Genomic DNA, 24,381 nt, shown 5'->3' on the forward strand with positions numbered 1-24,381 from the left:
TTACGGCCTGATCAGCGGCACCTGCGGCGCGGTATCCTCCGGAAGCAGCCCCGACAATCGCGGATCGGGTGCGATCTCGATCTCGCGGGCATAGGGCGTGAACCCGCTGCGCCGATAGAATTCCAGCGCCGCCGGATGATCCAGTGTGCAGGTATGAACGTGAAACCGCGCAATACCTTCTGCCCAGGCAAGCCGGATCGCGCGGTTCATCAGCCAGCGCCCGGCACCGCCGCCAACCGCCTGCGGCACCAATCCGAAATAGGCCAGTTCGCAATCGTCATGCTGGCGAAAATCCAGTTCCAGCAGGCCGACCTCCTCCGTGCCATCCCTGACCACGTAAACATGCACCCGCTCGTCGCTCAGAATCGCGCGTAATTCACCCCGATCCATCACCAGCCGCCCGAACCAAAGCCACGGCGCGCCGACCTTGCGGAAAAGATCCAGATACCAGTCGGGATCGGGCGCGGTCACGCGCACCAGGTCCAGCGGAAGATCGGCCTCTGGCCGCTGCGCCGCCTGCCCGCTCATTTCAAGATGCGTCACGACCGAGGCCGTGTGCCCCGCCGGAACCGCATGCACCCCGTCCTCAAGCATTCTTCTTCGCCTTCTTCTTTTCCGCCACGACCTTTTCGGCCAGATCGCGCGCGATCGCGAACGCGCCCTTGATCTTGTCGCTGTCCTTGCGCCAGTCGCGGCGCACCACGATCTTGTTGTCACGCACCTTGGCCAGCCCGTTCTGCGCGGTGATGAATTCGACCAGCCCCTGTGGCGAGGCGAATTTATCGTTGTGGAACTGGATCGTCGCCCCTTTCGGCCCGCCGTCCAGCTTGGCGATCCCGGCCTTCTTGCACATGGCCTTGATCCGAACGACCAGCATCAGGGTATTGACCTCCTTGGGCAGCTTGCCGAAACGGTCGATCAACTCGGCGGCAAAGCCTTCCAGTTCGACCTTGCTGTGCAGGCCGGACAGACGACGATAGAGGCCAAGGCGCACATCCAGATCGGGCACGTACTCCTCGGGGATCAGCACGGGTACACCCAGATTGATCTGCGGCGCCCACTGGCCATCCTCTTCGGTCAGGCCTTCCAGCTCGCCCGCCTTGATCCTGGCAATCGCGTCTTCCAGCATCGACTGGTAGAGTTCGTACCCGACGTCGCGCATCTGGCCCGACTGTTCCTCGCCCAGCAGGTTGCCCGCCCCGCGAATGTCCAGATCCTGGCTGGCCAGCGTGAAGCCCGCCCCCAAGGTATCGAGCGATCCCAGAACCCGCAGCCGCTTTTCCGCCGCCGGGGTCAGGCGCATGCGCGGTTTGGTCGTCAGATAGGCATAGGCGCGGGTTTTCGCCCGCCCCACCCGGCCCCGGATCTGATAAAGCTGGCTGAGGCCGAACATATCCGCGCGGTGCACGATCATCGTGTTCGCCGTCGGAATATCGAGCCCCGATTCGACAATCGTGGTGGCCAGCAGCACATCGTATTTGCCATCGTAAAAGGCGTTCATGCGGTCATCCAGCTCGCGCGCGGCCATCTGGCCATGCGCCACCACATAGGACACCTCGGGCACCTGCTCTTTCAGGAACTCCTCGATCTCGCGCAGATCGCTGATGCGCGGCACCACATAGAAACTCTGCCCGCCGCGATAATGTTCGCGCAACAAGGCCTCGCGGATGGTGACCGCGTCGAATTCGCTGACATAGGTCCGGATCGACAGGCGATCGACCGGCGGTGTGCCGATGATCGACAGATCGCGCACCCCGGACAGCGACAATTGCAAGGTGCGCGGAATCGGTGTCGCGGTCAGCGTCAGGACGTGAACGTCGCTGCGCAATTGCTTCAGCCGTTCCTTGTGCCCCACGCCGAACCGTTGTTCCTCGTCGATCACCAGCAGGCCGAGGTTCTTGAAGCGGATGCCCTTGGCCAGCAGCGCATGGGTTCCCACGACGATATCCACCTCGCCCCTGGCCAGCCCCTCGCGGGTCAGGCTGGCGTCTTTCTGGGTCACGAAACGCGACAGGGGCCGCACATTGACGGGAAAGCCACGAAACCGCTCGGCGAAACTCTGGTAGTGCTGGCGCGCCAGCAGCGTTGTGGGCGCGATCACCGCCACCTGCATGCCCGCCATCGCCGCGACAAAGGCCGCGCGCATCGCCACCTCGGTCTTGCCAAAGCCCACATCGCCGCAAATCAGCCGGTCCATCGGGCGGCCCGCATCGAGATCATTCAGAACGTCCTCGATCGCGCGCAACTGATCGTCGGTTTCGGTATAGGGGAAGCGGGCGGAAAACTCCTCCCAGGCGTGGTGCTCGGGTTCCAGCACCGGGGCCTTGCGCAACTCGCGCTCGGCGGCGATGCGGATCAGCCGGTCGGCCATCTCGCGGATACGTTCCTTGAGCTTGGCCTTCTTGGCCTGCCACGCCCCGCCGCCAAGCTTGTCCAGCAGCCCCTCGTCATGGCCGTACTTGCTCAGCAGTTCGATATTCTCGACCGGCAGGTACAGCTTGGAGCCTTCGGCATATTCCAGCAGCAGGCACTCATGGGCCGCCCCCGCCGCGCTGACCACTTCCAGCCCCTGATAGCGGCCGACGCCATGATCCACATGCACCACCAGATCGCCGGGCGACAGCGCCTGCGCCTCGGTCAGGAAATTCTCGGCCCGACGGCGTTTCCTGGGCGACCGGATCAGGCGATCCCCCAGAACATCCTGCTCGGCAATCACCGTCAGGTTCGGCGCCTCGAACCCGTGTTCCAGAGGCCAGACCGCCAGATGCAGCCCCCGTGATCCGATGCGCGTCGCGTCCCCCACCGTGACGGGGCCTATCAGCCCCTCATCTTCCAGTAGCCCCTCAAGACGCTCTCGTGCGCCTTCGGAATAGCTGGCCAGCAACACCGGCCCTTCGGCCATGCGCGCCTCGATATGGTCTTTCAGAGCCCCGAACAGGCTCAGGTTTTCGTTCTGCCGCTCGGGGGCAAAGTTCCGCCCGATCCGCCCGCCCGCGTCGATCACACCCGGCCCGGTGGCCTGCGGCAATGCGGAAAACTGCAATACCCGGCACGCGGAAACCGCATCCTGCCACGCGCCATCGTCCAGATACAGCAACCCCGGCGCGACGGGTTTGTAAACGGTGTCCTCACGGCTTTTCTGCTTCAGGGCGTGCAGGCGCGCCTCGTATTGATCGGCGATGCTGTCCCACCGCGCCAGCCGTGCCGGGGTCACCTGATCGTCCAGCGTTACGGTCGCTCCGGGCAGGTAGTCGAACAGCGTTTCCAACCGCTCGTGAAAAAACGGCAACCAATGTTCGATACCGGCATGCTTGCGCCCCGCGCTCACAGCTTCGTACAGCGGATCGTCGGTGCCCGCCGCGCCGAACTCGATCCGGTAATTCTGCCGGAACCGGGTGATCGCGGCCTCATCCAGGATCACCTCGCTGACCGGGGCCAGTTCGATCTGATCCAGCTTTTCGGTCGTGCGTTGCGTGGCCGGATCGAACCTGCGGATACCGTCCAGAACGTCCCCGAACAGATCCAGCCGCACCGGGCCGCTTTCGCCCGGCGGGTAGATGTCGATGATGCCGCCACGCACCGCGTAATCTCCGGGCTCCATCACCGTGGGGGCCTGCGCAAACCCCATACGCACCAGAAACGCCTTCAGCGCCTCTTCGTCGATCTGATGATCAACGCGGGCGATGAACGCGGCCCCTTTCAGCACGTCGCGCGCCGGAACCCGCTGCGTGGCGGCGTTGAGCGTGGTCAGCAGCACGAACTGCCGGGGCATCCCGTGCACCAGCCCCGCCAGCGTGGCCATGCGCGCCGCCGAGATATCGGCATTGGGCGACATCCGGTCGTAAGGCAGGCAATCCCAGCCCGGAAAACGGATCACCGGCATGTCCGGGGCAAAAAAACGCAGCGCATCGGCCATCGCCGCCATGCGCTTGTCATCGCGTGCGATATGGACCACGGGTCCGCCCTGCCGGGCGACCTCGTCAAGGATCAGCCGCGCATCGAACCCCTCGGGCGCGCCGCCCACTGTGATATGGTCAGAACCGCTCATGCAAAGCCCGATACCCGCCCCCGGCGCAAGGTGCAACCGTGCCCTGCCTCAGCCGCCCAGCACACCCACGCTCATGTTCTGGAGCATGCCCCACATGGCCGTGACAAAGATCGAAATCATGCCGATAATCTGCGTGACGATCCGGTGGCGGTTCATCTGTTTGTAAAGCAATGCACCTTCAAGCGCCTGCATCCGGATTTTGCGGGCGCTCAGGAACGAGGCAAGCCCCACTAGGCTCATTGGAAACCCCATCAGGAACAATGCCTGCGAAATTTCCCTGCCATAGATGAACCCGGTCAGGGCCAGAACCGTCAGGACGAAACAGACGAAGCCGGCAATCAGAAGCCCTGATTCATGAACGATATAGAGAATCCTGTTGGTGTTGATCCGCACCATATCGTGCAGGTCGGTCACGCTCTGATCGGGCGCGTCTTTCTTGCGGGCGCGCAGCACCATGTCCCAGGGCACACCCAGCACCCAATGACTGGTCGAAGACCATAGCACCGCAAGCGCGATCCAGAACCAGAGGTTACTGAAACTGCGCATGTCGATAAGCTCGAAAACCGTTTCGTACCAATCCACTGCAAAGGGCCCTGACTTGCTTTTCGCCTCTCATAGCGCCGTGGCGCGTCAATTCCTACCCTTGAGATGTGCGAATTTCCATGCCACTGACATGGCGGAACGATTTTGAAGGCCCGCCATGAAAACCACCCAAGCCGCCTTTCCCGCCACCCGCCTGCGCCGCCCGCGCCGCACCCCCGCCATACGCGCCCTCGTGGCCGAGAATGCGCTGACCCCGGCCGACCTGATCTGGCCGGTCTTCGTGCGCGACGGCGAAGGCATCGAAGAGCCCGTCCCCTCCATGCCCGGCGTCGTCCGGCGCAGCGTCGACAAGGTGGTGGAGGCCGCAAAAGAGGCACAGGCGCTCGGCATTCCGGCCATCTGCCTGTTTCCCTATACCGGCAGCGCCAACCGCACGTCGGACTGCACCGAGGCGTGGAACCCCGACAACCTGTCCAACCGCGCCACGCGCGCCATCAAGGCCGCCGTGCCGGATCTGGCGATCATGACGGACGTGGCCCTCGATCCTTATTCGGATACCGGGCATGACGGCTTTGTCGTGGACGGTGAGATCATCAATGACGAAACGGTTGAGGCGCTGGTCAAACAGGCCCTCAGCCAGGCCGAGGCAGGCGTGGACATCATCGGGCCGTCGGACATGATGGACGGGCGCATCGGCGCGATCCGCACAGCATTGGAATCCGCAGGCCACCGCAACGTGATGCTGCTCAGCTATGCGGCGAAATACGCCAGCGCCTTTTACGGCCCCTTCCGCGATGCCGTGGGCGCATCCGGCGCGCTCAAGGGCGACAAGGCGACCTACCAGATGAACCCGGCCAATAGCGACGAGGCGATGCGCTGCGTGGCGCGCGACCTGTCGGAAGGCGCCGATATGGTGATGGTCAAGCCCGGCATGCCCTATCTGGACATCTGCCGCCGGGTCAAAGACGAATTCGCCGTGCCGACCTTTGCCTATCAGGTATCGGGCGAATACGCGATGATCCAGGCCGCCGCGCAAAATGGCTGGATCGACGGCGACCGCGCCATGATGGAAAGCCTGATGGGTTTCAAGCGCGCCGGTTGCGACGGGGTGCTGACCTATTTCGCGCCGCTGGCCGCCCGCGTGCTGAACGGTTGAGGAGGTCCGCGATGGCAAGCCCCTGCGCACCCGCGCAAAGACAGGTGACACGGCGGAAATCCGCCCGTATACTAAAAACAGACCGGCATGACAAAAAGCCGGCCCCAATGTCAGGAAACGAACAGGCAATATCATGAGCAATATTTCGCGACGCGGATTCACGCTTGGTGTGCTGGCGGGCACCCCTCTTCTGGCCGCTTGCGGCAACGGCGTGGGCACCAACAATGCACAAAAAATCGACGCGCGCGTCGATACCACATTGAATTATCTCTACTCGACCTACCCCAACACCCGCGATCTGGCCTCGAAATCCACCGGTATGCTGGTCATGCCGCTGGTGACCGAGGCAGGGTTCATGTTCGGCGGGGGCTATGGCCGCGGCGCCTTGCAGATCAATAACAGCACGGTCGATTATTATTCCGCCACCAAGGGCAGTGTCGGGCTCCAGATCGGCGCACAACAATTCGCGCATGTCCTGTTTTTCATGACCCAGGACGCGCTCAGCCGCTTCCGCCGTTCCTCGGGCTGGGTTGCCGGCGCAGATATCGAATACGTGTTCAACGACAAGGGTGAAAACCTGCGCGCCGACACCACGACCAGCACCGCACCGGTCGTCGCCGTGATCTTCGGACAGGCGGGCGCCATGGCGGGCGTGTCGCTGGAAGGCATGAAATACAACCGGATCATTCCCTGATCCATGGCTTGAGGGGGCCTTGCCCCCTCGCCGCTTCCGCGCTGCCCGTCAATGCAGCGTGAACTCTCCGACCACATTGCGCCACTCTCCGGGGGCGATCAGTTTTCGGTGATTGAAACGCACCGAATGAAGCGGACCGTCGATTTCCTCCTGCCAGAACTCCACGAACTCGAACAGCCGGGGATGATCTGGCGCAATATCGTAATCCTGCCAGATGAACGTGTTCAGCACATGCACGTAATCGGGCATGTGATAGAAAAATTCCGCCGTGGTCAGCCCATAGCCTTTCAGCATCATTTCGGTTTCGGACATCTCCATTGTTTGAGCTCCTGTTGCCTGTTTTTTCTCGTTGTTCTCAAATCATGCCACAAGAAAATTACTTTTCAATGAAAACAGTGTGTTAGCAGGCAGCGCAGAGGGCTGCCAAATGGCGGGGATGACAGCCATTGCACCCAATATCCGCCCTCTGATATAGTCTCCACAACAAGATATAGACCCCAGACACAGGACGGGCACCAACGTGAACGACACGCCGCAACCCCCTGAAAACGAAGACGAAACGCCGCCGGAGCGCCCTCAGTACGACGGGCCGACGATCTCGATCTCGGACGAGATGAAAACGTCCTACCTGGATTACGCCATGTCGGTGATCGTCAGCCGGGCGATTCCGGATCTGCGCGACGGGCTGAAACCGGTGCATCGGCGCATCCTCTATGCGATGCACGAAACCGGCAACACGCATGACAAGCCCTATCGCAAATCGGCGCGCCCCGTCGGGGATGTCATGGGTAAATATCACCCCCATGGCGACAGCGCGATTTACGATGCTCTCGTGCGGATGGCGCAGGATTTTTCGATGTCCCTGCCCCTGCTCGACGGTCAGGGCAACTTCGGCTCGATGGACGGCGACAATCCCGCCGCCATGCGCTATACCGAGGTGCGCATGGACAAACCGGCACAGGCGCTGCTGGCCGATATCGAAAAAGACACCGTCAATTTTCAGGACAATTACGACGGCAAGGATCTCGAACCCACGGTCCTGCCCGCGCGGTTTCCCAACATGCTGGTCAACGGGGCTGGCGGTATCGCCGTGGGCATGGCCACCAACATCCCGCCGCACAATCTGGGCGAGGTCTGCGATGCCACGCTGGCCCTGATCGACAACCCCGATCTCAGTTCCGAGGAACTGATCGACTACGTGCCCGGCCCCGACTTCCCCACCGGCGGCATCATGCTGGGCCGCTCCGGCGCGCGCAAAGCCTATCTCGAAGGGCGCGGCAGCGTCGTGATCCGGGCGAAAACCCGTGTCGAGGAAATCCGCAAGGATCGCTACGCCATCGTCATCGACGAAATCCCCTATCAGGTGAACAAGGCCGCGATGATCGAAAAGATCGCGGAAACCGTGCGCGAGAAACGCGTTGACGGGATCAGCCACGTTCAGGACGAATCCGACCGCCATGGCGTGCGTGTGGTCGTCGAACTGAAACGCGACGCCACCGCCGAGGTGGTGCTGAATCAGCTTTTCCGCTTCACCCCGATGCAAACGCATTTCGGCTGCAACATGCTGGCCCTGAATGGCGGCCGCCCCGAGCAACTGACCCTGCGCAAGTTCCTGACCTCCTTCATCGCCTTCCGCGAAGAGGTGGTCGCCCGGCGCACCGCGTTCGAGTTGCGCAAGGCGCGCGACCGCAGCCATATCCTGTGCGGTCTGGCCGTGGCCGTCAGCAATGTCGATGAAGTCGTCGCCACCATCCGCGCCTCAGCCGATGCCGCCGAAGCGCGCGAAAAACTGATGACGCGCCGCTGGCCTGCGGGCGATATCCTCGAATATATCGCGCTGATCGACGATCCCACGCACAAGGCCAATGACGACGGCACCTACAACCTGTCCGAAACGCAGGCCCGCGCCATTCTTGAATTGCGCCTCCAACGCCTGACCCAGCTGGGCGTCAAGGAAGTCACCGACGAACTCCAGGAACTGGCGGGCAAGATCAAGGAATACCTTGCCATTCTCGCCAGCCGCGAGCGCATCATGGGCATCATCGCCGATGAACTGCGCGAGGTGAAAGACCAGTTCGCCGTGCCCCGCCGCACCGAGATCGTCGACTGGTCGGGCGATATGGACGATGAAGACCTGATCGAACGCGAGGACATGGTCGTGACGGTTACCCAGGGCGGTTATATCAAGCGCACCGCACTGGCCGATTTCCGCGCGCAGAAGCGCGGCGGCAAGGGCCTGTCGGGCATGGCCACGAAAGAAGAGGATGTGGTTACCACCCTCTTCGTGGCCAACACCCATACGCAGCTTCTGTTCTTCACCACCGACGGGATGGTCTACAAGCTCAAGACATGGCGCCTGCCGCTTGGCGGACGCACCTCCAAGGGCAAGGCGATTGTCAATATCCTGCCCATCCCGCAGGGCGTGTCGATTGCCGCGATCATGCCGGTGGACCGCCCCGAAAAGGAATGGGACGACCTGCAAATCGTCTTTGCCACCACGGCAGGCGATGTGCGCCGCAACGCGCTGTCGGATTTCACCAACGTGAAACGCAACGGCAAGATCGCCATGGACCTGCCCGAAGGCGTCGAAATGGTCAATGCGCGCATCTGCACCGAGGATGACGACGTGATGCTGGTCACCGACTCGGGCCGCGCCATCCGCTTCCCCACAACCGAAGTAAGGGTCTTCAAGGGCCGCAAATCCACCGGCGTGCGCGGCATTCGCCTGCAAGGCGACGACCGGGTCGTGTCGATGTCGGTCATCGGCCATTTCGACGCCACGGCAGACGAGCGCGCCGCCTATCTGAAAATGCGCCGCGCCCTGGCCGGGGCCCCCGATGACGGCGAAGATGCGGATGCGCCCGCAGGCGATTTGCCCGCCGAACGGTTCGAGGAAATGCAGGCGGCTGAAAACCTGATCCTGACCATCACCGCCAATGGCTCCGGCAAGCTCAGCTCCAGCCACGATTATCCCGTGCGCGGACGTGGCGGCATGGGCGTGCAGGCCATGGACAAGGCGATGCGTGGCGGGACGCTGGTGGCCTCTTTCCCGGTTTCTCTGGAAGATCAGATCATGCTGGCCACATCGCGCGGACAGTCGATCCGCGTGCCGATCGACGGTATTTCCTTCCGCTCCCGCAGCGCCGGCGGGGTCAAGGTGTTCGACACCCGCAAAGGCGAAGAGGTCGTCAGCGTCGCTTGGATCGCCGATCAGGGCGAGGACGACGAGACCGATCTCGATACCGTCGAAACCGGCGATACGACCGAAGGCTGACGCCCTCCCATAGTCCACACTGAAATATCGGCACAAAAAAAACGCCCCGCAGGTTTTCTGCGGGGCGTTTTACTGTCCAGCCTGAGCCATGTCTCAGATGTTGCTGGCCGTATTGCCGAACCCGACCACATTGCCCAGCAATCCCAAAATCGTCCGAACGGCGTTGACCGGCGATTCCGTTGCCAGGATGGTATCGCCCGGATGGATATTGAACTGACGCGCAGCGAACAAACCGTCTGCACTGGTCAGATCAAGCGTGAAAACCACCTGTTGCATGTCGGGCCCGTCCATGCCCGGTTTCAGATCTCCGGCCTTGTAATCCCGCAGGATCAGCACGCCCTTGGGATTGGCGCGATTGGCCTCAAGGCCCCCCATGGCCGACAGGGCCTCCATCACGCTCATGGTTTCCTTTTCGAAATAAAGCAATTGCTGGCTTCCGGCAGCGCCCAGCACGTTGAAACTGCGTTCGTCCTCGACGATGGTGATCTGATCGCCGCCACGCACCCTGACATTGCTGTCCGCATCGGCCAGCAAATCACGCGCGAGAATGTCATAGGTCTTGCCGCCGCGTTGCAGACGCACCAACGGGTTGCGCAATTCGTCCTTGATGCCGCCACTCTGCGCGATCACGCTCAGAATACCCGTATTCCGCGATTCGAGGCCGACACGTCCGGGGGCCCCGACACCGCCGACCACATCGACCGAGTTGTTGCGCCCCTCGATAACCGCAAGCTGCACCTGTGCCGACGATGCGATCGCTTCCAATCGTTCCTGCAAACGATCACGCGCCGCATCCTGCGTCAGTCCACGAACCGTAACATCGCCCACATAGGGCATGAAAATCTTGCCCGAGGACGATACGGTCATCGGCGGCATTTCGGTCAGTTTGGTGCCGTCGCCCGCCAGAAGAGAGTTTTCCTGATTGTCCCAGACAACGATCTGCAACGTGTCGCCCGTCTGGATCACCGACGAATCGGGCCCCCGGCCATCGCTGAACCAGTGATAATGCCCGGTCCAGCCGGTCACCGGCCATTGGGACAATGCCGGTATGTCATCGCGGGTCACCTCGACCACCTGAAAACTGGGCTCTTCTTCCCTGCTCTCGCTCACGACTTCCGATTGAATGGCCGCTCCGCGAGGCAAACTGCACCCTGCCACGCCCAACGCAACCGTAACACTCAAAACGGCTCGACCGAATAATTGCACATTAACCCCCCAGGTTGAATTGCAGCATGTTCACTAAACCGATTACACGATATTAGACAAACGGAATCTTGTCGCGTTTAGGTTGAGTGAGTCGCTATGTGCAAATCGAAACGCCCCCGTTGTCCGCTTCTGTTGACCGGCGCCTCAGGCCGCCTCGGCCTTCTGTTGCGACAGGTCTGGCAAAGACTCCCCGGCCTGCCGCGCGCGCATTTCGTGTCGCGCAGCGCCTGCGCCGATTCCCAATGGTCTCCGGGGCAGGTGACCGAAACGCTGCCCCGATGCGATACGCTGATCGCCCTCTGGGGTGTCACCGCCGGCCCGCCCGAAGCGCTCGCTCTCAATTCCGCACTCGCGGTCACGGCACATGATCTGGCGAAAGACCTTGGCGCAACGCGGGTGCTGCACCTGTCCTCGGCGGGCGTTTACGGCCCCGGTACTGGCCTGAGCGAAGCGACCGTACCCAATCCGGTCACGGATTACGGGCATGCGAAACTCAGGATGGAAGACCGCATCGCCGCCCTGCCGGCGATTGACGGGATCACGCATTGCTGCCTGCGTCTGGCCAATGTCGTCGGCGCGGACAGCCTTGCACCCGGATTAAACGGGACAGAGCCGATAGAACTGGACAGGTTCCCTGACGGTTATGGCCCGCGGCGCAGCTATATCGCTCCCGGGATGCTGGCGCAGGTCCTGACCGGTCTGGCCGCCCTGCCCCGGCACTCGTTGCCGCATGTCCTGAACGTTGCGGCCCGCGGCCCGGTAAGTATGGCGGACCTGGTTCGTTCTGCGGGACGCAGGATCGTATGGCGACCGGCTCCCGAGCACGCAGTGCAGGCCGTCACCGTCGACATCTCGCAACTGGCCGGTTTGCTGCCCCGTGTCCCTATCGATGCCGATGCGGACAGAATGATCGCCGACTGGCAGATGCTGGAAGGGACGACATCATGACAGCCGGCAAACGCACGACGGATATCGTTCTGGCCCTGTTGCTCGGGTTGATCCTGTTTCCGGTGATCTTGGCCATCGCACTTGTCATTTTGGTTCGCGACGGCAGGCCGGTTCTTTACCTGTCCGAGAGAATGAAAACCCCCTCAGAGCCTTTCACCCTGCTGAAGTTCCGCACGATGACGACAACACGGAACGACAGCGGAGTATGTGGTGGAGACAAGACCACACGCATCACACCAACCGGCCACATCCTGCGCCGCACCCGCCTGGACGAACTGCCTCAGCTCCTCAATATCCTGCGCGGCGATCTCAGCTTTGTCGGTCCCCGTCCCCCGTTGCGCGCGTATGTCGAAAAACACCCCGAGATCTATGCCCGGGTTCTGCGCAGCCGTCCCGGTGTCACGGGGCTGGCGACCTTGCGCTATCACCGTATCGAAGAACGTCTGCTATCCGCTTGTCGCACCGCCGCGGAAACCGATGCGATGTATTCCCGGCGGTGCGTCCCCGCCAAGGCCCGGCTCGACATGATATGGGCAGCGAATCGGACCTTTTGCTTTGACGCCGCGCTGATGATCGAAACTGCCGCCAGAGCCTTTCAAAGTGCAGGCCAGCGATCTGAATCCGATTAGACACAGTGCGAACCGCTGAAAAATCTCACTTCGGTTCGGATATCCAGATTTTCTGGCCATTTTTCGCCACCGGACACCACCTTGGGTTGCACTCCATAGCCGCAAAAACTTATAAGGGAATCATCGTTCACGTTTCCTAAACGTTTCAATGTCGATCCTTTTACGAGTTGGGCCACGTTGTCTTTTTTTCACGGACAAAGATCAGCGCCTCGGGAGAATGAAGAATGCTATACCAGCTTCTGACGCGCCTTGATCGCCCCCGAAAGAACGCCCTCCTGCTTGCACTGGACATCTGCCTTATCGGCGTGGCCTGCCTTCTTGCGATCCTCGTACTGTTCGGCCCCAACGCCCTGGCGCAGCTTGCCGATCCGCTCGTCCTGGTTGAAGCCGGATTCCTCATGGCTGGCGGCGGCATCGCGATTCTTGCCCTTGGCCTGCACCGGATCAAGTTGAACGCCTATCAGATTCAGGGGTTACACGATACCGCACTGGTGGCCGCGCTGTTGGGCGCGTTCGGTATCGTCGCCTCGCTCGTTTTGCGAAACGAACTGCCGCCCCATGTCTTTGCCGTGGCGGCAATGCTGTTCCTTATTCTCAGTGTCGCCAGCCGCCTTCTGTTGCGGCAACTGGTTCTCAAACTCTATCGCGACAATACGCAGCGGCGGCGCATTCTGATCTACGGCGCCGGTCAGACCGGGCAGCAACTGGCCTCCGCACTCACCACCGATGACGCATTGCAGGCCGTCGCCTTCGTCGATGACGACCGCCGCCTGCAAGGGCTCGCCATTGCGGGGCTGCGGGTTTATCCGGCCAACGACGTTCCCGCCCTGGTCGCTCAGCACCGCATCGACAGAATCGTTCTGGCCATGCCAAGCGCCAGCGAAACGATTCAGGTCGATATCCGCCGGCGTCTGGCCGATACCGGGTGCGAGGTGCATATCCTGCCCTCTTTTTGCGATCTGGTGGACAACACGGCGCGACGCCCGCTCGACACCCGCCCGCTGGACCTCGACAATATTCTCGGCCGGGATCGTCTGGAGCAGGAACTGCCCGGCGTCAGCCTCAGTTATCGCGGCGCAAGCATTCTGGTAACGGGTGCAGGTGGCTCCATCGGCTCCGAACTGAGCCGACAGTTGATTTCCTGCACTCCCCGGCGGCTGATTCTGCTCGATCACAACGAACTGGCGCTCTTCGAGATCGACCGTCAGTTACGCGCCTTCGATTCCGATGTCGAAATCGTGACGATCCTCGGCTCCGTCTGTGACGGAGCCCTGATGAAAGAGGTCATGGACAACCATGACATCAACATCGTTCTGCACGCCGCGGCTTACAAACATCTCCCGATGGTCGAGGGAAATGCACTGGCGGGGATGCGCAACAATGTTCTGGGCACCAAAACCGTGGCCGACGCCGCACGCGAAGCAAACGTCGATCGGTTCATTCTGGTCTCCACCGACAAGGCGGTGCGCCCCAAATCCATGATGGGCGCGTCCAAGAGATTGGCCGAGCTTCTGGTGCAGGATCTCGCCACGCGCTCCACGACGACACGGTTTTCGATGGTGCGATTCGGCAATGTCCTGGGGTCCTCCGGCTCGGTCCTGCCGCTGTTCCGGGAACAGATCGCCAATGGCGGCCCGGTCACCCTGACCCATACCGACGTGACGCGCTATTTCATGACCATCCCCGAAGCCGTGCGGCTGGTTCTGCTGGCGGGCTCGTTCACCTATGGTGGCGATGTATTCGTGCTCGATATGGGTAAACCCGTCCTCGTGCGCGACATCGCCCACCGGATGATCGAACAAGCCGGGCTGACCGTGCGCGATGCCCAAAACCCCGATGGCGACATCGAAATCAAGGTCACTGGGCTGCGCCCCGGCGAGAAACTGCACGAAGAATTGTTGATCGGCTCGGACATGCTGACCACCCCGCACCCCAAGATTCTGCGCGCTCAGGAAAGCCACCTGTCGGAACTCGAAATGGCCAAGGCCCTGTCCGATCTGCGCAAGGCGATCGAGACCCGCAATCTCGACCTGCTGAACGATACACTGACGCAGTGGATCGAAACCGCCCCGCAGAAACCCGCCGTCCAGATGGTGGTGGCCGAGTAAACCGCCCCGGCGCTCCTCAGCCGGGATAAAGCGCGCCGAACTTGTCTTCCAAATACGCCATCAAAGGCTCTGCACCCGGCGTTTCACCGCCACAGGCGCGTGCGATCAGCTCTTGCGGCTGATAGAGCCCGCCATGCCTCTGCACAGCCTGATGCAACCATTCTATCGCCGGCGCCGGGTTGCCATTGGCCAGATGCGTCTCCAGATCGGGCACCTCCCGGCGCAGCGCGGCATGCAGACAGCCCGCATAGACATTGCCAAGCGCATAGGTCGGAAAATACCCGAACAGCCCGACCGACCAATGCACATCCTGCAACACCCCGCTGGCCGCACCCTTCACCGGATAGCCGAAATCGGCCTCGAACCGGTCATTCCAGGCCGCCTCCAGATCGGACACCGCCAGATCGCCCGCGATCAGCGCACGCTCCAGATCGAAACGCAGCATGACATGCAGGTTATACTGCACCTCGTCCGCCTCGGTGCGGATATATCCACGGTGCAGCCGGTTTACGGCAGCATAAAACGCCTCGGGCCCATCGACACCGATCTCACCGAAGGCATCGCGCATTCGGCCATAGAGGAACTCGCAAAACGCACGGCTGCGGCCCAACTGGTTTTCATAAATGCGGCTCTGGCTTTCGTGTACGCCCATCGACACGCCTTGCCCCACCGGGGTCAGGTGATAGGCGCTGTCGATCCCTTGCTCGTAACAGGCATGCCCGACCTCGTGGATCGTCGAATAGAGGCAATTGAACGGATCGTCCGGCACGGTCCGGGTGGTGATGCGTACATCGTCGCCCGACCCGGAACTGAACGGATGCACCGCCTTGTCGATCCGCCCGCGCGTCAGGTCGTAGCCGAACCGTTCGGCCAACTCACGCGACAGCGCCATTTGCGCGGCCTCGTCAAACGTACCACTTACCTCTGGCGCATCGGCCCCGTTCAACGCCTGCGCCCGCAGCGCCACCAACCGGGGGCGCATTTCGTCGAATATGGCTTGCAACTGCGCCGCGCTCGCGCCCGGCTCGTAATCGTCCAGCAACGCATCATAAAGGCCTGTGTCGCTGCCCCCGGTCAGCGCGGCGGCCTCTTCACGTTTCAGCGCCACGATTTCGGCCAGCACCGGCGCAAACCCCGCCATGTCGCCCGCTGCCCGCGCTTCGGCCCACACGCCCTGCGCCCGGCTGGTCAGCCGCGCCAGCGCAGCGGCCAGATCGCCGGGCACCTTGATTGCGCGCTCATACTCGCGCCGGATCAGACGAAGCTGCGCCTTGCCCGCCGCATCCGGGGCCTCCGCCCCGGCCAGCCAATCCCCAACACGCGGATCGGTCCGGCGCGCATGGAGTACGGCCTCCATCGCACCCATTTCCTCGGCCCGCTGCGCCGCCGCGCCGCGCGGCATCACCGTTTCCTGGTCCCAGCCAAGACGGCCCGCCACCTGCGCCAGCGCCTGCGTTTCGCGGGCCCAGCCCATCAACTCCTCGTAGGCGCTCATGTCCTACCCCCGCACCGATTGCGCCACCGGGTACAGGCTCAGGAACCGCGCCCGCAGGATCAGCACCCACAGGATCACGGCCAGAACCTGATGCACGATTGCCACCTGCCACGCGGCCACATGCAGAACCGTCGCCACCCCAAGCGCCACCTGCGCACACAGCGCGATGAACGCCGCAGTGAACGCTGCACGCGTCGCCACATGGGCGCTGCGGCGCCCCTTCAGCCATGCCATGATCCCGAAGGCCAACAGCGCATAGCCCACCATGCGGTGAATGAACTGCACCAGACCGGGGTTTTCAAAGAAATTCCGCCAGCCCAGATCGGACATCCAGAAATCCGGCGGCAAGAATCCCCCGGCCATCAGCGGCCAGTCGGTATAGCTGCGCCCGGCGTCGATTCCGGCGACAAGCGCCCCGATCAGGATTTGAAGGAACGCGAAATGCAGCCAGCCCGTGGACAGGCCGAACAACCGCGCCTCCTTGCTGCGCCGGGCCTGCATCAATTCGCGCTCTTCACGGCGCAGCATCATCATGTACCACGCGATAAAGCCCAGGATGACAAAGGCCAGCCCCAGATGCACCGCCAGCCGGTAACTGGCCACGTCCAGCATCTCGCCATCCAGCCCCGAACTGACCATCCACCAGCCGATCGCGCCCTGTGCCCCGCCAAGCACGCCCAGCAACAGCAGACGCCCGGTCCAGCCCGCGGGAATCCGGCGCGCGGCCAGAAACCCGAAAAAGCCCACGGCCCAGACAAGGCCGATCACCCGGCCCAACTGCCGGTGGCCCCATTCCCACCAATAGATCGCCTTGAACTCGGACAGGCTCATGCCTTTGTTCTGCAACTGGTATTCGGGAATCTGGCGGTACTTGTCGAACTCCGATTGCCAGTCGGCAGCGTTCATCGGTGGCAAGGCCCCGCTCAGCGGCTTCCACTCGGTGATCGACAGCCCGCTGTCGGTCAGCCGGGTCAGCCCGCCCACGGCGATCATCACGACCACCAGCGCAAACAGCACCATCAGCCAGATGCGTATCGCACCGCGCGCCCCGCGCCGGCCCGCGTCAATCATCCCGCCCTTGGGGGCCTCGCGCCGGGGTTCGCCCTCGGAGACATCCTCGAAAATGCTGCGCTTGCTGGTCATTCCGCTTCCCTCGCCTGATCGCGCGCACAGTAATGCGCCCCCTGCCCCCCTTCAAGCGCGCTCAGTCGCCGCGCTCCTTCCAGCGGACCATCTGCCGCAGCACACCATGCAGCATCTGCACATCGGCCCGCGTCAGGGCCATGCGGCTCCACATGTTACGCAGGTTGGTGCGCATCCCTTCGGCCTTGTGGTCGGGAAAAAAGAACCCCGCCTGCGTCAGCCGCTCGTCATAATGATCGGCCAGTTTCTCGATCTCGATCTGTTCGGCCCAGTCGGCGCGGGCCATGTCCACGCGCTCATTCACGATATTGCCCTGCGCCCGCCGCCACTCATAGGCGGTCAGCAACACGCATTGCGCAAGGTTCAGGCTGGCGAATTCGGGATTGACCGGCACATTGATGATCGCATTGGCGCGCGCCACGTCGTCGTTTTCAAGCCCGGCGCGTTCCGGCCCGAACAGCACGGCAACCTTCTGGTCCTGCGCGATCCGCTCCGCGGCGATCTGCATCGCGCGTTCGGGGCTGAGAACCGGCTTTGTCAGCCCGCGCGCGCGGGCGGTGGTGGCCATGACATAATGACAATCGGCCACCGCATCGGGCAGCGTTTCGACCATCTGCGCCTCGTCCAGCAAACGCCCCGCCCCGCTGGCCATGGCGACGGCCCTGGGGTTGGGCCAGCCATCGCGCGGCGCCACCAGACGCATCCGGTCCAGCCCGAAATTCCACATTGCACGCGCGGCGGCGCCGATGTTTTCGCCCATCTGTGGGCGAACCAGAACGAAAGCGGGCTGCGGGGTCTCGGTGGGCATGGGCATCCTCGAAGATGAATCTGCCCGCCTCTTAGGCCAGCCATGCGGTGCTGAAAACCCCCGGTCACGGTTTTACTCGGCGGCCGGGCGCGCGGCCTCTTCCGCCTCGATCTCGGCGGCCCGCCGTTCCACCTGTTCGACGATATGGTCGATCATCTCCTCGTTGGTCATCTTGTGGCTGGCCTTGCCCGCCAGATAGACCATGCCGCTGCCCGCACCGCCGCCGGTGAACCCCACATCGGTCATCAGCGCCTCGCCGGGGCCGTTGACCACGCAGCCGATGATGCTCAGGCTCATCGGCGTCTTGATATGTTCCAGCCGCTGCTCCAGCGTTTCGACCGTCCTGATCACGTCGAACCCCTGCCGCGCGCAGGACGGGCAGGAAATGATGTTCACCCCCCGGTGCCGCAGGCCAAGGGATTTGAGGATTTCATACCCCACCTTAACCTCTTCCACCGGATCGGCGCTCAGGCTGACGCGGATCGTATCGCCGATCCCCATCCACAGCAGGTTGCCCAGACCGATGGCCGACTTGATCGTGCCGCTGGTCAGCCCGCCCGCCTCGGTGATCCCCAGATGAATGGGCGCATCGGTCTGTTCGGCCAGCATCTGATAGGCGGCGGTCGCCATGAACACGTCCGACGCCTTGCAACTGATCTTGAACTCGTGAAAATCGTTGTCCTGCAAGACCTTGATATGATCCAGCCCGCTTTCCACCATGGCATCCGGGGTTGGCTCGCCATATTTATCCAGCAAATGCTTTTCCAGACTGCCCGCATTCACCCCGATCCGCATCGAACAGCCATGATCGCGCGCCGCCGAGATCACCTCGCGCACGCGCTCCGGGCTGCCGATATTGCCCGGATTGATCCGCAGGCAGGCGGCGCCGGCTTCGGCGGCCTCGATGCCGCGGCGGTAATGGAAATGGATATCGGCCACGATGGGCACCGGGCTTTCGAGCACGATCTCTTTCAAGGCCCGCGCCGACTCTTCGTCTGGGACCGACACGCGCACGATATCCGCCCCGGCTTCGGCAGCGGCCTGCACCTGTGCGATGGTGCCCGGTATATCCGTTGTCACCGTGTTGGTCATGGTCTGCACGGTGATCGGCGCATCGCCCCCCACCGGCACGTCGCCAACCATGATCTGGCGGCTTTGGCGGCGCTCGATGTTACGCCACGGGCGAATAGGATTCAGCGACATCGCTTACCCCCAGGGGAAAGAATTGATTGGGTCTCGTCTGGCCGAAAGATAAGGCGCATCGCGCCGGGCCGCAATCACCGCGCGCCGGTTATTCCTGCGGCGCGCTGTCGGTGTTGGTCTGCAACTCGGCCACATAGCGCGACAGGTCCTGATCCTGACTGATATCGGCCACCTCGTAGGCCGCGCTCAGAACCGCGGCATCCAGCGCCAGATCGGACGTGACCTTGCCACGCGGTCCCGCCGGGCCGTAATGCGCGCCATTCACGGCGAAATAGATCGCCCCCGATTCACCGACCCGCAATGTCGGGGCCTCTTCCGTGGGCGGCACATCATAGGTGTCGCCGGCATTCATGATGCCCTCGTAAATCACGCTGCCATCGGCAGCGCGCACCCGCACCCAAGCCGGGCGCACGGCCACGACACGCAGCCCCGGCATCGGGGCCTCCACCACCTGCGGGCTGGGAAGGCTCTCGGCCTTGCGGGCCACTTCGAACGTGCTCGAACGGTCCGTGCGCGGCAGGTCGGGGCGTATGGTGCCCACCTCTGCGGGGTCCAGCGTGGAAATCGGCGCATCGCGCGCCACCATCACGGGCACGTCCAGCGCCTCGGGACGATACAGCCGGTCCAGCCGCTCGTCCGCGGGGGCTGTGAAAGTCCCGGCCAGGTCGCGGTTCTGCCCGTCTTCTGCATTCGGCACCGCGCTCTCCAGCGGGTCCAGATCGGCCAGAACATCGGGCGTATTCTCGACCGGGGCGAACTGGACGCGCTGCACCTCGTTCAGCACGCTCCACCCGCCATATCCGATGGCGCCAATCAGCGCGACCAGCACCAGAACAGACCCGATCGCGCCCGGCTCGATGCGTGACAGAAACCCTTCGCTCACCGGGGCGAAGGGCGTGTTCGGCGCGACGATGGGATCGGATTTGCGGGCTGTCGTGCGGCTCTGCCCCGAGGATTGCGGCTTGCGGATCGAGGACGCCTCTGCCGACATGCCATGCGCAATCGAAAATCCGCTTTCCCGGCAAAACGCCTCGAACGCCTTGTCCGGGTCCATGCCGAGATAGCGCGCATAGGAGCGCACGTAACCGGGGATGAAACCGGGCGTGTCGAAAGCACCGGGATCGGAATTCTCGATCGCGGCCACGTAAGAGGCCTTGATCCGCAATTCGCGTTCTACATCCAGAAGGGATTTGCCAAGGGTCGCGCGTTCACCGCGCATAAGATCGCCAAGGCGCAAATCGAAATCGTCAAAGCCCCGCGGCTCTGCCTCGTATTCTTCAGCCTTGCGCGAAAACCTGCGCCCGATCATGCGGCCTGCCCCTCAAACCTGTTCATCAGCTTCCGATTGTCCCGATTCGAAAGCTTACCTTTTGTTTGCGCTACAGTAGCACATGGCAAGGCATTTTACACCTTTTTGGGGTGTCAGGCCGTCAAATCGGCACGATTCAGCGCGCAATGGCTCCAAAGTTCATCCATTGCATGCACCAACGCGTCCATCTCCCTGGGTCCATGCACCGGCGACGGGGTAAAGCGCAGGCGCTCGGTGCCGCGCGGGACGGTCGGATAGTTGATCGGTTGCACATAAATGCCGTGGGCATCCAGCAACATGTCGCTCAACTTCTTGGTGTGAACCGGATTGCCGACGATGACCGGCACGATATGGCTGCCGTGGTCGATCAGCGGCAGGCCCAGCCCTTTCAGGCGGGTCTTGAGGATCTTCGCCTGGGTCTGGTGCTTTTCGCGCAGTTTTTGCCCTTCGGAGGTCTTGAGAAAGGCAACCGATGCCGTGGCCCCTGCCGCCAGCGTCGGCGCCAGCGAGGTCGAAAAGATGAAGCCCGGCGCATAACTCCTTACGGCATCGCACATTTTGGCCGACGCCGCGATATAACCGCCCATCACGCCATAGGCCTTGGCCAATGTGCCGTTGATGATGTCCAGACGGTGCATCAGGCGGTCGCGTTCGCAAATCCCTGCGCCGCGCGCGCCATACATGCCCACCGCATGAACCTCGTCGATATAGGTCAGCGCGCCGAATTCGTCCGCCAGATCGCAGATCGCCTCGATCGGCCCGAAATCGCCATCCATCGAATAAACCGATTCGAACGCGATCAGCTTGGGCGCGTCCGGATCGTCGGCGGCCAGCAATTCGCGCAGATGTTCGACATCGTTGTGACGGAAAATGCGCTTGGCCCCGCCATTGCGGCGCACCCCTTCGATCATCGAGGCGTGGTTCAACTCGTCCGAATAGATGATCAGCCCCGGAAACAGCTTGGGCAATGTGCTCAGCGTGGCGTCGTTGGCGATATAGGCGCTGGTGAACAGCAGCGCGGCTTCCTTGCCATGCAGATCGGCCAGTTCGGCCTCCAGCCGCTTGTGATACACGGTCGTGCCGGAAATGTTGCGCGTCCCGCCCGATCCTGCGCCCGTGGCGTCCAGCGCCTCGTGCATCGCGTCCAGCACGACGGGGTGCTGGCCCATGCCAAGGTAATCGTTGCCGCACCACACGGTGATCGGCCGCTCGCTGCCATCGTCCTTGCGCCATGTGGCGTGGGGAAACTGCCCGTTGCGGCGTTCGATATCAATGAAGGTGCGATAGCGGCCTTCCTCATGCAGACGGTTGATCGCGTCATCCAGCTTTGCAGAGTAATCCACTGGCGTTTCCTCCTTGGTCCGTTCCATCCCCGCTACGGGCGGATGCCGTTTCGCGCACGACATATTCATTAAGTCAGATGCATATAGATCACACATCCTACACGCAACAGGTTACAAATTGACGCCCCCCGTTTCCTTGACTTCGATCAAGGTCGCTGGACAGCCGCGCGTCACCTGTTACCTTCGCGCCGAACATCGCGCAACTCCGAGGAAAGCCCATGTCACTCGACGCCGTTCTGGCCCGTATAGACGACCAACTGCCCGCCGCCACCGACCGCCTGCTGGAATTGCTGCGCATTCCCTCGATCTCGACCGACCCGGCCTATGCCGATCAGTGCTCGGACGCCGCCGACTGGCTGGTGGCCGATCTCAACAGCCTTGGAATCAAGGCCGAAAAGCGGGAAACCCCCGGTCATCCCATGGTCGTGGGCCATGTCGACGGCGACGGCCCGCACCTGCTGTTTTACGGTCACTACGACGTGCAGCCGGTCGATCCGCTGAACCTGTGGGAGAACGATCCGTTCGATCCCAGGGTCGAAGACACGCCCAACGGCCCGGTGATCCGTGGCCGGGGCAGTTCCGACGACAAGGGCCAGCTCATGACCTTCGTCGAGGCCTGCCGCGCCTGGCGCGAAATCAACGGCACCCTGCCCTGCAAGATCACCTTCTTCTTCGAAGGCGAGGAAGAATCGGGGTCGCCCTCGCTGGTCCCCTTCATGCAGCAGAACGCCGACGAGCTGCGCGCCGATATCGCCCTGATCTGCGACACCGGCCTGTTTCAGTCGAAAACCCCCGCCATCGTCACCATGCTGCGCGGTATGGTGACCGAGGAACTGACCATCACCGGCCCCCGCGTCGATCTGCATTCGGGGTTCTTCGGCGGGCTGGCGATGAACCCCATTCGCGCGCTCTCGGGCATACTGGCCGATCTGCACGACGAAACCGGCAAGGTCACGATTCCAGGCTTTTACGACAACATCCCCGACCTGACCGATCAGGTCCGCGACCAATGGGAAGGGCTGGATTTCGACTGGCAGGGCTTCCTCGGCTCGGTTGGGCTCAGCGAACCGGCGGGCGAAAAGGGGCGCATGCCGCTGGAAATGATCTGGTCGCGCCCCACCGCCGAAGTGAACGGCATCTGGGGCGGCTATACCGGCGACGGGTTCAAGACCGTCCTGCCCGCGCAGGCCCATGCCAAGATCAGCTTCCGCCTCGTTCAGGGGCAGGACCCGCTGGCCATCCGCAAGGCCTTCCAGACCTTCGTGCGTGACCGCCTGCCCACCGATTGCACGGTGGAATTCAAGGAATACGGCGCCTCCGCCGCCTCGGTCATGGAAACCGCCGATCCCGCTTTCGAGGCCGCCCGACAGGCGCTCTCGGACGAATGGCCCGACGAGGCCGCCTATGTGGGCTGCGGCGGCTCGATCCCGATTGCCGGGCATTTCCAGTCCATCCTCGGCATGAACGCCATGCTGATCGGCTTCGGCAAGGACGATGACGCGATCCATTCGCCGAATGAAAAATACGATATGGAAAGCTTCCACAAGGGCACCCGAAGCTGGGCGCGCATCCTCGATGCGCTGTGCAAGGGCTGAGGATCGCCCATGACCATCCCCGGCTTCACCGACCAGACCGCCAGGCCCAATGGCGTCAGGATCGCCTACAGCACGGGCGGCGACGGGCCGCCGCTGGTCCTGCTGCACGGGTTTCCCCAAACCCGCGCCATGTGGGCGCAGATCGCCCCCGGACTCGCGGAAACCCATACGGTGATCTGCCCCGATCTGCGCGGCTATGGCGACAGCGGCAAGCCGCGCGACGTGGCCGCCTGCAGCTTTCGCCACATGGCGCAGGATGTTCTGGCGTTGATGCAGCGGCTCGGGCATGACCGCTTTGCCGTGGCCGGGCATGATCGTGGCGGGCGCGTCACGCATCGCCTTGCGCTCGATGCCCCGCAGGCCGTCACACGGCTGGCGGTGATGGACATCGTGCCCACCCACACCCTTCTGGCGCAACTCAGGATCGATGTCGCCCGCGCCTATTACCACTGGTTCTTTCTGGCCCAGCCCGAACCCTTTCCCGAAACCCTGATCGGCCATGACCCGGACGGCTATTTCGAAAGCTGCCTCCTCGGCTGGGGCAAATCGGACCTGTCGCAGTTCGGCCCCGATCAACTCGCCGCCTATCGCACCGCTTGGCGCGATCCCGACACCATCCGCGGCATGTGCAACGATTACCGCGCCGCACTGGATCACGATTTCAAGGACGATGCCGCCGACCTGACACAGCGCATCGCCTGCCCGGCCCTCGTACTCTACGGGGCCGACGGGGCCATGGCGGCCCAATACGATGTCGCCGATACCTGGGCTCCCAAATGCCTCGATATGCAGGCCCTTGCGATACCCGGCGGGCATTTCTTCCCCGATACCGCCCCGCAGGACACCCTGACGGCGCTCAGGGAATTCTTCGCCTGACAT

Annotated in this window: 19 protein-coding genes; 8 read left to right on the forward strand and 11 right to left on the reverse strand. The window is 62.8% G+C overall.

The genetic code is table 11. From position 1 onward, the window contains the following. From BUB53_RS00780 to BUB53_RS00790, 3 genes are read right to left on the reverse strand one after another with little or no spacing between them, the layout of a single operon-like run. On the reverse strand, positions 1 to 594 hold the full coding sequence (locus BUB53_RS00780) for a GNAT family N-acetyltransferase (protein WP_073031619.1): 594 nt from the start codon (positions 592 to 594) through the stop codon (positions 1 to 3). Then, positions 587 to 4,048 carry a transcription-repair coupling factor gene (mfd, locus tag BUB53_RS00785; protein ID WP_073031621.1) on the reverse strand — a complete coding sequence of 1,154 codons (3,462 nt, stop codon included), beginning with the start codon at positions 4,046 to 4,048 and terminating at the stop codon, positions 587 to 589. The genes BUB53_RS00780 and mfd overlap by 8 nt, the downstream gene beginning before the upstream one ends. Before the next feature lie 48 nt (positions 4,049 to 4,096). Further along, the gene (locus BUB53_RS00790; RefSeq protein ID WP_143163100.1) at positions 4,097 to 4,630 is read right to left on the reverse strand and encodes a component of SufBCD complex; all 534 of its coding nucleotides are present in this window, start codon (positions 4,628 to 4,630) and stop codon (positions 4,097 to 4,099) included. A 118-nt stretch (positions 4,631 to 4,748) separates the two neighbouring features. On the opposite strand from BUB53_RS00790, the gene hemB reads away from it, so the two are divergent. Together hemB and BUB53_RS00800 are read left to right on the forward strand one after the other, a co-directional pair. After that, on the forward strand, positions 4,749 to 5,747 hold the full coding sequence (gene hemB, locus BUB53_RS00795; protein WP_073031623.1) for a porphobilinogen synthase: 999 nt from the start codon (positions 4,749 to 4,751) through the stop codon (positions 5,745 to 5,747). A 133-nt stretch (positions 5,748 to 5,880) separates the two neighbouring features. Next, a complete protein-coding gene (locus BUB53_RS00800; RefSeq protein ID WP_073031626.1) occupies positions 5,881 to 6,441 on the forward strand; it encodes a lipid-binding SYLF domain-containing protein in 561 nt (186 codons plus the stop codon). Positions 6,442 to 6,489: 48 nt separating this feature from the next. Here BUB53_RS00800 and BUB53_RS00805 read toward each other — a convergent pair whose 3' ends face one another. Continuing rightward, positions 6,490 to 6,759: an usg protein gene (locus BUB53_RS00805; protein WP_073031635.1), complete on the reverse strand. Its 270-nt coding sequence runs from the start codon at positions 6,757 to 6,759 to the stop codon at positions 6,490 to 6,492. 202 nt (positions 6,760 to 6,961) lie between these two features. On the opposite strand from BUB53_RS00805, the gene gyrA reads away from it, so the two are divergent. Continuing rightward, on the forward strand, positions 6,962 to 9,715 hold the full coding sequence (gene gyrA, locus BUB53_RS00810) for a DNA gyrase subunit A (protein WP_073031637.1): 2,754 nt from the start codon (positions 6,962 to 6,964) through the stop codon (positions 9,713 to 9,715). 93 nt (positions 9,716 to 9,808) lie between these two features. Here the strand turns inward: gyrA and BUB53_RS00815 are convergent, their stop codons facing one another. Further along, complete coding sequence (locus BUB53_RS00815) at positions 9,809 to 10,825, reverse strand: polysaccharide biosynthesis/export family protein (RefSeq protein ID WP_229709464.1); 1,017 nt, start codon at positions 10,823 to 10,825, stop codon at positions 9,809 to 9,811. A gap of 192 nt (positions 10,826 to 11,017) precedes the next feature. Here BUB53_RS00815 and BUB53_RS00820 point away from each other — a divergent pair, with 192 nt between their 5' ends. From BUB53_RS00820 to BUB53_RS00830, 3 genes are all read left to right on the forward strand, one after another. Then, the gene (locus BUB53_RS00820; RefSeq protein ID WP_073031640.1) at positions 11,018 to 11,869 is read left to right on the forward strand and encodes an NAD-dependent epimerase/dehydratase family protein; all 852 of its coding nucleotides are present in this window, start codon (positions 11,018 to 11,020) and stop codon (positions 11,867 to 11,869) included. Further along, entirely contained in the window at positions 11,866 to 12,498 is a 633-nt protein-coding gene (locus tag BUB53_RS00825; RefSeq protein ID WP_073031642.1) for a sugar transferase, read from the forward strand. Before BUB53_RS00820 ends, BUB53_RS00825 begins: the two co-directional genes overlap by 4 nt. A 224-nt stretch (positions 12,499 to 12,722) precedes the next feature. Next, positions 12,723 to 14,606 carry a polysaccharide biosynthesis protein gene (locus BUB53_RS00830; protein ID WP_073031644.1) on the forward strand — a complete coding sequence of 628 codons (1,884 nt, stop codon included), beginning with the start codon at positions 12,723 to 12,725 and terminating at the stop codon, positions 14,604 to 14,606. A gap of 16 nt (positions 14,607 to 14,622) precedes the next feature. Here BUB53_RS00830 and BUB53_RS00835 read toward each other — a convergent pair whose 3' ends face one another. The 6 genes from BUB53_RS00835 to hemA form a co-directional block, all read right to left on the reverse strand. After that, the gene (locus BUB53_RS00835) at positions 14,623 to 16,101 is read right to left on the reverse strand and encodes a carboxypeptidase M32 (protein ID WP_073031646.1); all 1,479 of its coding nucleotides are present in this window, start codon (positions 16,099 to 16,101) and stop codon (positions 14,623 to 14,625) included. Between the two features lie 3 nt (positions 16,102 to 16,104). After that, positions 16,105 to 17,244 carry a heme A synthase gene (ctaA, locus tag BUB53_RS00840; protein ID WP_073031648.1) on the reverse strand — a complete coding sequence of 380 codons (1,140 nt, stop codon included), beginning with the start codon at positions 17,242 to 17,244 and terminating at the stop codon, positions 16,105 to 16,107. Between the two features lie 61 nt (positions 17,245 to 17,305). Next, on the reverse strand, positions 17,306 to 18,052 hold the full coding sequence (locus tag BUB53_RS00845; protein ID WP_073033648.1) for an RNA methyltransferase: 747 nt from the start codon (positions 18,050 to 18,052) through the stop codon (positions 17,306 to 17,308). Between the two features lie 72 nt (positions 18,053 to 18,124). Then, on the reverse strand, positions 18,125 to 19,255 hold the full coding sequence (ispG, locus tag BUB53_RS00850; RefSeq protein ID WP_073031649.1) for a flavodoxin-dependent (E)-4-hydroxy-3-methylbut-2-enyl-diphosphate synthase: 1,131 nt from the start codon (positions 19,253 to 19,255) through the stop codon (positions 18,125 to 18,127). 88 nt (positions 19,256 to 19,343) lie between these two features. Then, on the reverse strand, positions 19,344 to 20,564 hold the full coding sequence (locus tag BUB53_RS00855; protein WP_073031658.1) for a helix-turn-helix domain-containing protein: 1,221 nt from the start codon (positions 20,562 to 20,564) through the stop codon (positions 19,344 to 19,346). A gap of 113 nt (positions 20,565 to 20,677) precedes the next feature. Then, positions 20,678 to 21,907, reverse strand: a complete 1,230-nt coding sequence (gene hemA, locus BUB53_RS00860; RefSeq protein WP_073033649.1) for a 5-aminolevulinate synthase — start codon at positions 21,905 to 21,907, stop codon at positions 20,678 to 20,680. A 218-nt stretch (positions 21,908 to 22,125) separates the two neighbouring features. Here hemA and BUB53_RS00865 point away from each other — a divergent pair, with 218 nt between their 5' ends. Continuing rightward, the gene (locus BUB53_RS00865) at positions 22,126 to 23,502 is read left to right on the forward strand and encodes a M20/M25/M40 family metallo-hydrolase (RefSeq protein ID WP_073031660.1); all 1,377 of its coding nucleotides are present in this window, start codon (positions 22,126 to 22,128) and stop codon (positions 23,500 to 23,502) included. A gap of 9 nt (positions 23,503 to 23,511) precedes the next feature. Next, the gene (locus BUB53_RS00870; protein ID WP_073031662.1) at positions 23,512 to 24,378 is read left to right on the forward strand and encodes an alpha/beta fold hydrolase; all 867 of its coding nucleotides are present in this window, start codon (positions 23,512 to 23,514) and stop codon (positions 24,376 to 24,378) included. Positions 24,379 to 24,381 lie beyond the last annotated feature (3 nt).

The organism is Roseovarius pacificus (genome assembly GCF_900142665.1).
Taxonomy (GTDB): Bacteria; Pseudomonadota; Alphaproteobacteria; order Rhodobacterales; family Rhodobacteraceae; genus Roseovarius; species Roseovarius pacificus.